Here is a 12335-nt window from a genome sequence, read left to right as displayed (position 1 = left end):
ATGTGTTTTATAAATCACTGTTTGTTATTGTGGCCGGAGCCTCAACAGCTCTGGCTTTTTCTCCTTTTAATCTGTTTCTTTTATCACTTGTTGGCCCCGTTGTTCTTTATTTCGTGACTCGTGATACCGCCACTCGAGTTGTGGTTTTGTTTTTTGGTCTATTCTCAGTTTCATTTTATTTATCCGGTGCTCATTGGATATTTATCCCACTTATAAAAAAATCAAATAGTAATTTTATTTCATTGTTATTATTTACTCTATTTATTGCTGTATTAGTATTACACTTCTCTTTTTTTGGTTACATCTACTCGGTATTGTCAAGGTTATTCAGGTTTTATCCTATTCTATTTGGTCTGGCATGGGGTGGGATAGAGTTGTCACGAGAGTTCATTTTTAGTGGGTTTCCATGGTTGAGCATAGGTTTTTCATGGGTTGATAGTCCGTTCAGTTCACTTCTTGGATTTTTGGGAGTGTGGGGTGTAAGTGTTTTTTTGGTGGTTTTTTCGGTCTTTACAATTAATTGCCTAGTTCATGGAAATATAGTTCAGGCCGCATGGGCAGGAATGATTTTTATTATTATATACAGTGTTTCGGAGCTGAGTATTTCGAGAATTTATTATGATCAGAAAATAAAAGTTGCTATGATACAGCCGGGTATTTTGAGTGATGAGAAGGACGATAATAGGTTTTATGAAAGAACTCATGATCTAATTATGCGGTCAGAGGAGTTTATAGGTTTTGATATTATCGTTTGGCCTGAAACGGCTTTACCTCGTTATGGGAAAGTCAGGAGTTTAATGGATCCTTTTAGGAAAACTCTTAATTCAAATAGAACCGCGCTTTTAAGTGGTTTTGTATACAGAGGTAATGTTGGCTTTGAGACTGTCTCTCACAATAGTATTGGACTGTTTTCTATGGGTGATAGTGTTTATCATAAAGTCAAATTAATTGAAATATTTGAAAAAAAACCAAAGAATCAATTAATTAAAAATTGGTTAAAAAGTTTTGGTTTTAATAACGATTTTAGAAAGTCCGATACTAATATCGAATATTTCAATGTTGCTGGATTAAATATTGCTCCTTTTATTTGTTATGAAATTGCATTTACAATTTATTCACATGATGCTTACTCTGAGTCAGATCTGATCGTTAATGTTGTAAATGATGGGTGGTTTAATAATACAATCGAGCCATATCAGCATTTACAAATTGCCCGGGCGAGAGCACTTGAGTCAGGTCGATGGATCATTAGATCGGCTAACGATGGTGTTTCTGCTTTTATAGAGCCAAATGGTAATATATATGCCTCACTTGGCAGAGATCACCCCGGGGCTTTGATGGCTGATATTCATTTATATAGAGATAATAATCTGTATAGTACTTTTGGTTTTTTAAATATATTATTGGTTTTGGTTTTTTTTGTTTTTATTATATGGTTTTTTAAGTTAGAGTGAAGTGATGATATGATTCTTTGGGGTTTTTGATAGTGAATTGGTGTCACTTATTATCAACACAGCGCTATGGCCATACTGAAGTAGAACCTGACGAAGTTGGACGTTCGCATTTCCATAAGGACCACGATCGCATCATCTTCTCTAGTGCGTTTCGCAGGCTCGGACGCAAGACTCAGGTTCACCCCTTTGCCCTCAATGATCATATCCACACCCGCCTGACTCATTCGATGGAAGTCGGCAGTGTGGGGCGCAGCCTCGGTATTCGTGTGGGTGAGCTGATTGTAGATGAGTTGCCGCCTTGGGTCACACCACATGACCTGGGCATGATTGTCCAGTCGGCATGTTTGGCACACGATATAGGTAACCCACCTTTTGGGCATGCCGGCGAGTATGCCATTCGTGACTGGTTCAGTCACCATCAGGATGATGTGCGCCTGGAGCCACTGTCTGAGCTGGAACTGATGGACTTGCAAGTGTTCGAGGGCAATGCCCAGGGTTTTCGGGTGGTAACCCGCATTGAGAACCATCTGTTTGATGGCGGCTTGCGCCTGACATTTCCGACACTGGGAACGTTGCTGAAATACCCTTGGGGGGTTGAACATGCAGGACCGCGCGGCAAGTTCAGTGCGTTCTGTTCAGAGCGCGATATTCTGAATGCACTGGGGCGTGATCTTGGGCTGGTGCTTCAAGTTGACGGGCGTTGGTGCCGTCATCCTCTTGCCTATGTGCTGGAGGCTGCGGATGATATCTGCTATGCCATTCTGGATCTTGAGGACGCCATCGAGTTGCACATCCTGAGCTTTGAGGATGTAAAACAGATTTTGCTGCAGTTGTGCGGTGATCTTGAGTTTGATGATAAGATTTTTGCATCTCACGCTTCGGCCCGGCGCAAAATTTCGGCCTTGCGCGGCAAGGCGATGGAAAACATGGTCAACTCGGTGGTGCAGGTGTTTGCGCGCCAGTATTCGGCAATCATGGCGGGCACTTACACGGGCGAGCTTCTGCTGGACGGCGACCCGATGGTGCGTGAAGGCATCAATACGGCCAAGTGCGTTGCCCGTGAACGGGTATTTCCCGATACTCGCAAGGCTGAGCTGGAAGTGGGTGCTTACACCACGTTGGGTATTCTGCTGGAGGCGTTCATGGATGCGGTGTATGAGCAGTACTGCAAGGGCCGCGGAGGGCTGGGCTATCGCAGCCAGAAGATCATCAGCCTGATGGGTATTCATGCCCCTGCAGCGGACTGGTCCCTGTATGACAGCTACCGCCGTGCGCTGGATTTTATCTCCGGTATGACCGATAACTACGCCAGCTACCTGGCACGCCAGATTGGTGGTGTGGGGCTTTAGGTCCATAATGTAACGCGGTTCTTTGATTCTTACTTCATATAACGCTCAGGATTATGTGAAACAGTATGGCAAGTCTACGTGACCAGCCCAGTGGGCTGGTATATTCAACTGAAAGCGGTCGACATTGCCCTGCCTGTGGCGAGCCGGAAGCGCAGTGCAAGTGCGATGATCTGAGTGAGGCTGAGCGACTGGCGGCACTGGATGGTGTGGTACGCATTCGGCGCGAGACCAGCGGCCGCAAGGGCAAAGGTGTGACCACCATCACGGGTGTGCCGTTGTCGAGTGCAGAGCTGAAAACGCTGGCGAAAAAGCTAAAGCAGCGTTGCGGTACCGGCGGCGCAGTGAAAGAGGGGGTGATCGAGATTCAGGGAGATCATCGTGAAACGTTGAAAGCGGCGCTGGAAGCTGAGGGCTATAAGGTCAAAGCTGCTGGTGGTTGAGGCAATGTGGGGAGCAGGATGAAATCTTATTGGGTATTCGCTAGTTTGATAGTCAGTTTTCAACCCGCATTTGGTGACGTATATCATTATGTTGATGAGAGAGGGCGGAAGGTTTATGTGGATCGAAAAAGTGAAATTCCACAACGATATCGTGAGCAAGTTCAAACCATAGGTTCGGTTGAAGCTCGTACTAAACCTATAAGTATCGATCTCCAATCGGTTGAAGGTCAGGTAGATGAAGCCTTTAATGAAGGCCTCGCACATCAACAAATAGGTGAATTGAAAAGTTTTATGGATAGCCTTGTAACTCCTGTATTAATTCAGGGTAACTCGGTGTTTGTTCCTGTGCGCTTGTATTATGGCAACCAAATGATTCGGGTTAATCTATTACTGGACACTGGTGCTTCTAGAACAGTGCTTCATGATGATGCGATTGCTGATTTGTCTATTGTAAAGCGATCAGGCAGTCAGGCTCGTGTAGCAGGTGGTGGAGTTATTGATACCCGTGACGTTGCTTTCAGCCGTATGGAAGTTGGCCCCTATAAGCCAGAGAATACCATGTTGAGTGTTATTCACAATCATGATGCTGGCTCAAGATTTGATGGCCTGCTGGGTATGGATTTTCTTCGGGGAATTGAGTTTGACGTTGACTTTGAGAATAGCAGGATTGTTTGGCAGAAAAGTGATTATGACAAAGCCGCTGGAGATATTCAGCAGCTTGAAGCCCTCATTCAGAGGGTCCAGGCTGCTAGAAATGATGCGTTGAATGGATCATCAAAGCAGAGGTGAACTCGGCCTGTTACAGGTTATGGCAGAGTTGTCGTTCTGCCAGTCTCAGATCGAGCGTTGCCTTGAGCAGCTGATACAGCTGGATTGAGGCATCGATTTCGGTCTTGCGGTTGGTCAGGCTTTCAATGTTTAACCCTAGTGGCAGGCCCAGTGGCAGACAGGCATCCAGAATCTGTTCCAGATTGTTCTGGCAGATGCGAATCGATTCTGCCAGCGGCTTTTCCGCATCCAGAATGCGGTAGCGGGTGGCCTCGGGTACTGAAATGCCCAGCCACTGCATGAACTCCAGCGTCTTGGCACTACCGCAGGGAGTGAATGTCAGAATGATGCGCTGTGGTGTCAGGCCCTTTTCCTTGCAGCTGCGGGCATAGGAGGTGAGCAGGTCGATGGTGGCCTGTGCATTGTATACTGCCTGCGACACGAAAAACTCACAGCCGTTACCCATCTTGCCCAGCAGGCGTTCATGTTCGTTGCCCTTTACCGAGTGGCGTTCGGCAATGGTCACACCACCCAGATGAAACGGATGCTGGTGTTCCTGCAGGGTGGTATAGGCCTCACTCAATGACAGCTTGATGTCGCCTTCAGATGAGGGGCTGCCCACCAGTACCAGGTTGCGCACACCGTACTCATTCCAGCTTTGTTCCAGCCAGTGTTCAAAATCGGCGCGATCACGTTGGGCAACGCTTTTGTAGGTGATGATCGGTTTGCCGCTTTTCTGGCTGAGCAGACGCGAATAGTCACGCGGGTCGCGGGTTTCCATGTAGGGAAAGGGGCGCGGCGTGTCAATGCGGCTGCTCTCGTCCTGGATGTCGTAGACGATCAGGCCGTCATACTCCAGTGTGTCCAACCTGGCCAGCAGGCGTTCGGCGATCTCCTGCATCTGCATCTCCTCGGTGCTGGCCTTGGGTGGGGTGGTGCCCACAAAACAGACGCTGCGGTGAGGGTCGGCAAATTTATGTTGCAGGGTATCGCTCATGGTGGCTTTCCATTATCCGGTTGGTCTTGATTGTTTTGTGAATTATATTCATTTTAGTGAAGAGGATGATGAAATCTTCTGCAGACTCTGTGAGGCATCTTCATGAGTACAACGTTTGACCCCGCACAGCTGGGCCAGCAACTGAAAGGCGAGGCTGAGATCCCACCGCTGGAAAAGTGGAACCCTGCGTTCTGTGGGGATATTGATATGCGAATCGCGGCGGATGGGCGCTGGTTTTACGAGGGCTCGCCTATTGGGCGCGAGGCGATGATCAGAATGTTTGCACGTGTGCTCTGGCGGGAAGGGGACAAGTATTTTCTGAAGACACCGGTCGAGAAGGTCGGCATTCAGGTGGATGACGTGCCCTTTTTTGTAACTCAGGTGGAGCATCAAACGGGTAAGAAAGGGCTGGAGCTGATCTTTATCACCTCAACCGGCGACCGGGTGCGGGCTGATGCCGAACACCCGATACGGGTCAAGACCGATTCAAAAAGCGGCAAGCCTTCACCCTATCTGATGATTCGCTTCGGTATGGAAGGCAAGCTGTCACGCAATCTGTTCTACCAGTTGGTGGAATTGGCTCGTATGGTGGAGACCTCGCGCGGTACTGAGTTGGTGGTGGACAGTGCCGGCGAGATATTCAGTCTGGGGCGCCTGTAGCCCACTGGTGTTATTGCGCCTGGCTGCCCTCAGGGGTGGAGGCGGCTAGCAGCGGCTCGCGTTCTTCAAGCTTTTGGTAGGAGCTGGAGATAACCGGGTGTTGCGGGAAAAGATACAACCCGCGCTCGATCGTTGCTTCGGCATTGCCGGTCATGCCCAGGTGGTGGTATGCCAGCGCCAAGTCATGGAAGGATGATGTTTCCGGGGTGTGGAGTAGGTATGTCTCAATCCAGTCGATATAAATCTGCGTCCAGTGTTGCGTGCCCTGTGTCAGATCCTGATTGAGCAGTGCCTTCAGTGTCAGCATGGTCGCGAATTCATTGAAATACAGGTTGTCCTGTGCGGCACGCAGCTCGTCAAGATTGATCTCTTTGTAGAGCAGGAAGCGGGTCAGGTCTCGGCTGGTTCCAAAGGTGGTGGTGCAGAACATGACGGTTGCCAGCAGTAAAGCAGTTGTTGCGGCCGGAATGGGGATAAGCGCCGCAGAGGGCCAGTTTAACCAGCGGTAGCGCTGCAATGGACGGAAGACCAAAAAGCCCAGAAACAGGAACAGCAGCCAATGATACATGGAGGAGTAAAACGGCAGCTCAACCTGAGTATGCAGTGTGATGGGAAGCAGAATGGCCAGCATAGCGCCACCACGCTGCCAGCCCAGCCGATAAAGTTGCATCAGTGTGGCACTCAGAATGGCGACAATGCCCAGCAGCGCAAGTGAGCCTCCCTCGATAGCCCAGAACAGCAGCTCGTTATGCGGGTGGCTGAAACGGGCATGGCCGATCAGCGGCTCGCCACCTCTGGCCTCAAGGTATTCTGCGGCACGATCATGGAAAACTCGCTGAAAACTGCCGATGCCGTGGCCGGCGAGTGGTTTATCGGTATACAGATCCCAGGCGATGCGATAGAGGTGTGGACGTGCATCGCGACCCTCATCTGCAAGCTGCTCCAGTTTGGAAGTGGCCTTCCAGAAACCGTCGCTGGTCGCGATGCCGCTGCCGGTACCCAATACCAGCAGGGCAACTGCAAGCAACGCCTTGACTGGCGTGCGCCGCAGCAGGGTAAAGCGCGCAGCCACTACGAGCGGAACAGACAGAACCAGTGCAACCAGACCGATGCGTGAGCCGGTGATCATGACGATAAAGCTGCACACAAACAGGGTGGTCAAGGTTAGCGTTTTGAGTAAAAGTGAGCGTTGGTTAAAGCCGGGTGTACTGAGTTGATACAGGCTCAGTACTACACCTATCACCATAACCGAAGCAAGAATGTTGGGTTGCATGAAGACGCCCACTGCGCGGGGCGTTTCAGGATGAGGGATCAGCCCGAACAGGGGGCGGCCGGGTAGGGTCTGTAGGAATGCAATCACGCCATTGAGCAGCAGACCACCCAGTATGATGTAAACGGCATTGTCGAGGGTGCGGCGATTGGCCTGAAACTGAAATAATGAGAAGAAAAACAGCAGCCCCATCAAAATGGTGGCCAGCCGGAACATCCAATCCACCGGTCGGTCAAGCCCGGTTATGAAACCGCTGACCACCATGCCAACAGGCAAGGCCAGAATAAGCATTGTGTGGCGCGGCAGCACCAGCACCTGGTGTTTGTAGATGTAGAGGCCTGCAAAAAATATCGAGGCTGCTGCAATTTCCCACAAGAAAATATTGAACGGAATCAGCAGAGCATCATGTCCCGGATTGGGAAAATAGATTAGTGGAAGTAGCGTTAGCAGGAAAACAATCAACAAAAAGGCACGGTTCACGGGGCATTGTCCATGGCTTTCGACCCATTTCGGGTCAGTGAGTTTTCATTAAATGTTATCGGGTTATAGTGACCGAGGCTACCGTTCACAGTAACAACAGCGTTCCCAGTCCCAAAAAAGCCACAAATCCCACCACGTCGGTCACGGTGGTCAGGATGACCGAGCCTGACAGGGCCGGGTCGATCTTGAAGCGTTCGAGTACCACCGGGATCAGAACACCCGAGAGCGCGGCAGCGGCGATGTTGATTACAATCGCCAGAGCAATGACGACACCAATGGCGGCGCTGCTGAACCACAGCGACGCCACCACCCCTATGACCAGTGCCCAAAGCACACCGTTCAGGCCGCCTACACTGAGCTCCTTTTTCAGCAGTGGCATCATGTTGGCGGTGGTGATCTGCCCCAGTGCCAGGCCGCGAATAATCAATGTCAGCGTCTGGCTGCCGGCGATGCCGCCCATTGAAGCCACGACAGGCATCAGGACGGCCAGGGCCACGATCTGCTCCAGCGTGCCTTCAAACAGGCCAATGGTCCAGGAGGCCAGAAAGGCGGTGAGTAGGTTGATGCCCAGCCAGGTTGCGCGGCGGCGTGAACTGCGCATTACCGGCGCAAAAAGGTCTTCTTCCTCATTAAGGCCCGCTGTAGCCATCAACTGGGCTTCGTAGGTTTCATGAAGAATTTCTGTGCTCAGGCGCTGCGGCATGCGACCCAACAGCAGGCCGTTGTCACCCACCACCGGCAGTGCGGCTACGGCCGCCAGTTCAAAGCGGTCGGCGGCCTCTTTTAGCTCGGTTTTGGCTTGAAGTGGCTCCAGATCAGAATCGCACAGCTCTGTCAGCGGCAGGTGTGAGGCCGCGCTGAACAGGGCGGTGATCGGAACGGCACCGGTATAGCGGCCGGTACGGTCTACCAGCCAGAGGTGTTCGGTATATGCCGGCACCGCACGCCGCAGCAGCCGTTGAGCGTCTCGTACGCGGCTGTTGTGCGGCAGTATGAGCAGTTCATGGTCCACATAGCGCCCAATGGCGTTGTCGTCGTAACGGGCGCTCTGTTCATAATGCGTGCGCTGTTTGTCATCCATGCGCGCCAGCGCGATATCCACTACTTCTTCAGGCAGAGACTCGGCCAGCTCTATCAGCGTTTCGGCATCCAGGTCCGAAATCAGTTGATCCAGAGTGGCGCTGTCGAAGTGATGCAGCAGGCTCTCGCGTGCCTCGCCACGCATGGCAACCAGTACATCGGCATGCAGTTCTGCCGGTACATGCTCCCAGGCATGCTGACGTGCATCCAGTGGCAGTGATTCCAGCAGCAGCGCGATCTGATCCGGTTCCAGCGCTTCAAACGACTCAGGCAGAGGCTGCCCGCCGGGGTTGTCATCGTGGCGGATCATCTGGTCTATGTGCTGGCTGATGTCGTCACTCATGGCAGGAGCCTGTATCCGTAGGGTTTACGGTATGTTAACGGCTGACGCCGAGGGGCGCTATAATGTCGCCACTTTGTTAAGGATTGATAGTCATGGCTCAAAACGCAACCGTATTCAGGGTGCACCTGCAGATTGCCGATATGGATCGGCACCACTATTCCGATTACAGCCACACCCTGGCGCGGCACCCCTCCGAAACCGACCTGCGCATGATGGTGCGACTGCTGGGGTTCATGCTGCGTGCTGATGAACGGCTTGAGTTTACCCGTGGCCTGTGTGTTGATGACGAGCCTGACCTGTGGCGGAAAAGTTACTCTGACGAGATCGAACTGTGGATCGATACCGGTTTGCCCAGTGAAAAGCGTATTCGCAAGGCGTGTAACCGCTCAAAGCAGGTTCTGCTGTTGGTGTACGGAACCGACCAGGCGGTGAACCCCTGGTGGTCAGGGTTACAGGGGCAGGTAGGGCGCTTTGATAACCTTGAAGTGCTGCGTATTCCGCCACAGCAGAGCGACGCACTCGCCGCACTGGCTGAGCGCGGTATGCACCTGAATTGCACTATTCAGGATGGGCAGGTCTGGATCAGTGGTGACCATGGTGAGGTCACCATTGACCCCGAAAAGTGGCTACCCTGAGCTAATCTGCCTTGATGGCGCTGAGGGGCAATGACAGCTTCTGCCAGCGCCCGAGCAACTCCAGCAACAAAAATGCCCGCTTCTCGCCGTCGTATTCCAGAAAAACAGCGTTTAAATGACTGAACGGGCCTGCTTCGATGCGTACAGGCTGTTGTGGTTTGAGTGTGTGGTGCTCAGATTCCTGCCGCAGGCGGTCGCGTAAGTGCTCTACAACATCATCCGGTACCACAGCGGGCTTGTTCCCAAACGTAATCATGCGTGCCACACCGCGTGTCGAACGAATGGGCCGCCAGTTGCTGGTCAGTTCTGACAGCTCAATAAACAGATAGCCGGGAAACAGCGGTTCAACCCGCGCAACCCGTTCACCCCGTCGCAAGCGCTCCACCTTGATGGTCGGGCAAAACACTTCATAGCCCTGATTGGACAACTCTTGCGCCGCACGTGCGGCCTGGCCGGGCTTTGACTGAATGACATACCATTTGAAATCTGACATTGGGTGTCCCTTCTGCAACTGGCCTATTCTATCAACAAGTACCACCGGCCGCAGGCTTGATACAGCGCACAAGCGGGTCAGCTTGGCTGATTGCATTAGCATTAGGCAAGGGTATGATTGCAGGCGTGTACATTTGTACATTTGCTCAAAATGTACAAAACCGATAATGACCAAGGACAGGGTGTTGAGGATTGCCCGAGCAGACCTCCGGGCGGTAGCGTGTCTGAACGCCAACACCTCAGGGTAAAAGGATCTGCCAACGATGAGAATTGACCACCACGGTGCACGCGATGGTGTCACCGGCTCTTGCCACCAGCTTTACATTGACCAGAACAACAGCCTGCTGATTGATTGTGGTCTGTTTCAGGGTGGTGAAGCCGGTAACGGCAACAGCGGCGACCGCCATCGCATCGATTTTGATATCAGTAGTGTTAGGGCACTGATTGCAACTCATGTGCATATCGACCATGTCGGTCGCATTCCGTGGCTTTTGGCAGCAGGTTTTAACGAGCCGATCATCTGTTCACAGCCTTCAGCCAAACTGCTGCCACTGGTACTGGAGGATGCGTTCAAACTGGGTATCAGTCGCGACCGTTCGCTGGTCAAGCGCTACCTGAAGCAGATCGAATCGCGTACGCTGGCGCTTCCCTACAAACAGTGGTTCTCGCTGATCGATACGCCTGAGCACACAGTGCAGATCAGGCTGCAGCGCGCCGGCCATATCCTGGGCTCAGCCTATGTGGAAGTGAATATCAGCCAGCCTGGTATCAAGTCAGGCACTCGCATCGTCTTTTCCGGCGATCTGGGCGCTAGCCACACGCCATTGCTGCCAGCACCCAGGCCGCCGTATCGTGCTGACATTCTGGTGATGGAAAGCACCTACGGTGATCGCAACCACGAGAATCGCGCTAGACGTAAACACAGGCTCAAGGCCGCGATCTATCGTGCACTGCACAACAACGGCACCGTTTTGGTACCGGCCTTCAGCATCGGCCGTACGCAGGAACTGTTATACGAGCTGGAAGAGTTGCGTGATGACGAACTGCCGGTCATCCTCGACTCGCCATTGGCATCCAAATTCACTGATGCCTATCGAGAATTGAAACCCTTTTGGGATGATGAAGCTCACGCTCGGCTGAAACAGGGCCGCAAGCCACTGGCCTTTGATACACTGCTGACCGTAGACAGCCACCACGAACACTTGAAAATGGTCCACCACCTGTCTCGTTCCGGTCGCCCGGCCATCGTTATTGCCGGCAGCGGAATGTGCAACGCTGGCCGTATCGTCAACTACCTCAAGGCGATGTTGGGCGATGAACGGCACGATGTATTGTTTGTGGGCTACCAGGCTGAAGGCACACCGGGGCGTGTGATACAGCAATACGGCCCACAAGGAGGCTGGGTGGAACTCGACAACGAGCGCTTCACCATCCGCGCCCGTGTCGAAACCATCGGCGGCTATTCTGCCCATGCCGATCAGCAGGGGTTGGTCAATTTTGTGAAGGGCATCAAGCATAAACCGCGGGAGATTCGGCTGGTGCACGGGGACAAGGGTGCGAAGCAGGCGTTGAAAGAAGCGTTGGTACTGGCAGGCATGAACAATGCGGAATTTACACTATGACTGAACAAGACATTCGCTGGCATCAGCGTTACCAGCACTACTGTAACGCCTTCACCCTACTGGAGCAGGCCATCCGCATTCAGCGGCCCAGCGTTGTTGAGCGTGCTGGCATCATCCAGTTTTTTGAGATGGCGTTTGAACTTGCCTGGAAGCTCCTGAAGGACTACCAACAGGCAGAAGGCTTCGATGTGAACAGCCCGCGCTCAGCACTTAAGCAGGCATTTCAGAACGGACTGATCGAAGATGGCCACCGCTGGATGCAAGCGCTTGAAGACCGCAACCTGACCACGCACACCTACAACGAAGCAACAGCCATCATCGTCGAGCAGAAAATCCGTGATGATTATTACCCATTGTTGGTGCAATTGCGTGATCGGTTCGCAGGTATGATCAACTCATGAGCCTGGAGCAGCAAACGGGCCTCACGGCACGCGACTTTGAGATGATCACCCAGGCAGCTGCACGTCAGCCAGAAATCGAGCACCTGATATTGTTTGGCTCTCGCGCAAAAGGCAATTATCGCAAAGGTTCAGATGTTGACTTGGCCGTGCAGGGCGCAGATGTCACCTATGACAGCATCACAACCCTCGCTGAGCAGCTCAATGAAGTGCTGCCGTTGCCCTACATGTTCGATGTGCTGGATTACAACACCTTGGCAGAACCGTCACTGAAGGCACACATAGACCGAGTAGGGCTGGAGGTCTACTCCAGGGCCAAGTCGTAGCCTTGGCATCCATAGCGAACT

The 12335-nt window shown here is 52.2% G+C and carries 13 protein-coding genes; 9 read left to right on the top strand and 4 right to left on the bottom strand.

What is annotated here, in order from left to right; all coding sequences use genetic code 11:
* The first annotated feature begins 2 nt into the window (after window positions 1-2).
* The 4 genes from lnt (at window position 3) to CFI10_RS13805 (ending at window position 4032) form a co-directional block, all read left to right on the top strand.
* Entirely contained in the window at window positions 3-1454 is a 1452-nt protein-coding gene (gene lnt / locus CFI10_RS13820; protein WP_206835408.1) for an apolipoprotein N-acyltransferase, read from the top strand.
* A gap of 26 nt (window positions 1455-1480) precedes the next feature.
* Complete coding sequence (locus CFI10_RS13815; protein WP_425270453.1) at window positions 1481-2803, top strand: deoxyguanosinetriphosphate triphosphohydrolase; 1323 nt, start codon at window positions 1481-1483, stop codon at window positions 2801-2803.
* 65 nt (window positions 2804-2868) lie between these two features.
* Entirely contained in the window at window positions 2869-3243 is a 375-nt protein-coding gene (locus CFI10_RS13810; protein WP_206835406.1) for a translation initiation factor Sui1, read from the top strand.
* 18 nt (window positions 3244-3261) lie between these two features.
* On the top strand, window positions 3262-4032 hold the full coding sequence (locus tag CFI10_RS13805; RefSeq protein WP_206835404.1) for an aspartyl protease family protein: 771 nt from the start codon (window positions 3262-3264) through the stop codon (window positions 4030-4032).
* Window positions 4033-4042: 10 nt separating this feature from the next.
* On the opposite strand, the gene CFI10_RS13800 is transcribed toward CFI10_RS13805, so the two are convergent.
* Window positions 4043-5008 carry a methylenetetrahydrofolate reductase gene (locus CFI10_RS13800; RefSeq protein WP_206835402.1) on the bottom strand — a complete coding sequence of 322 codons (966 nt, stop codon included), beginning with the start codon at window positions 5006-5008 and terminating at the stop codon, window positions 4043-4045.
* 102 nt (window positions 5009-5110) lie between these two features.
* Here CFI10_RS13800 and CFI10_RS13795 point away from each other — a divergent pair, with 102 nt between their 5' ends.
* On the top strand, window positions 5111-5668 hold the full coding sequence (locus CFI10_RS13795; RefSeq protein WP_206835400.1) for a DUF1285 domain-containing protein: 558 nt from the start codon (window positions 5111-5113) through the stop codon (window positions 5666-5668).
* 10 nt (window positions 5669-5678) lie between these two features.
* On the opposite strand, the gene CFI10_RS13790 is transcribed toward CFI10_RS13795, so the two are convergent.
* Complete coding sequence (locus tag CFI10_RS13790; protein WP_206835398.1) at window positions 5679-7418, bottom strand: PglL family O-oligosaccharyltransferase; 1740 nt, start codon at window positions 7416-7418, stop codon at window positions 5679-5681.
* An 85-nt stretch (window positions 7419-7503) separates the two neighbouring features.
* Window positions 7504-8841, bottom strand: coding sequence for a magnesium transporter (locus CFI10_RS13785; protein WP_206835396.1), 1338 nt, complete (start codon window positions 8839-8841; stop codon window positions 7504-7506).
* 92 nt (window positions 8842-8933) lie between these two features.
* On the opposite strand from CFI10_RS13785, the gene CFI10_RS13780 reads away from it, so the two are divergent.
* Window positions 8934-9476 carry a YaeQ family protein gene (locus tag CFI10_RS13780; RefSeq protein WP_206835395.1) on the top strand — a complete coding sequence of 181 codons (543 nt, stop codon included), beginning with the start codon at window positions 8934-8936 and terminating at the stop codon, window positions 9474-9476.
* A gap of 1 nt (window position 9477) precedes the next feature.
* On the opposite strand, the gene rfaH is transcribed toward CFI10_RS13780, so the two are convergent.
* Window positions 9478-9969, bottom strand: coding sequence for a transcription/translation regulatory transformer protein RfaH (rfaH, locus tag CFI10_RS13775; RefSeq protein WP_206835393.1), 492 nt, complete (start codon window positions 9967-9969; stop codon window positions 9478-9480).
* A gap of 262 nt (window positions 9970-10231) precedes the next feature.
* On the opposite strand from rfaH, the gene CFI10_RS13770 reads away from it, so the two are divergent.
* From CFI10_RS13770 to CFI10_RS13760, 3 genes are read left to right on the top strand one after another with little or no spacing between them, the layout of a single operon-like run.
* The gene (locus CFI10_RS13770; protein WP_206835389.1) at window positions 10232-11590 is read left to right on the top strand and encodes an MBL fold metallo-hydrolase RNA specificity domain-containing protein; all 1359 of its coding nucleotides are present in this window, start codon (window positions 10232-10234) and stop codon (window positions 11588-11590) included.
* Window positions 11587-11991 carry a nucleotidyltransferase substrate binding protein gene (locus CFI10_RS13765; RefSeq protein ID WP_206835387.1) on the top strand — a complete coding sequence of 135 codons (405 nt, stop codon included), beginning with the start codon at window positions 11587-11589 and terminating at the stop codon, window positions 11989-11991. Before CFI10_RS13770 ends, CFI10_RS13765 begins: the two co-directional genes overlap by 4 nt.
* Window positions 11988-12314, top strand: coding sequence for a nucleotidyltransferase domain-containing protein (locus CFI10_RS13760; protein ID WP_206835384.1), 327 nt, complete (start codon window positions 11988-11990; stop codon window positions 12312-12314). The genes CFI10_RS13765 and CFI10_RS13760 overlap by 4 nt, the downstream gene beginning before the upstream one ends.
* The last annotated feature ends 21 nt before the right edge of the window (window positions 12315-12335 follow it).

The organism is Marinobacterium iners (assembly GCF_017310015.1).
In the GTDB taxonomy this organism is placed as follows: domain Bacteria; phylum Pseudomonadota; class Gammaproteobacteria; order Pseudomonadales; family Balneatricaceae; genus Marinobacterium; species Marinobacterium iners.
The sequence above is the reverse complement of the archived record's forward strand: the minus strand, read 5'-3'. Positions and strand labels throughout refer to the sequence as shown.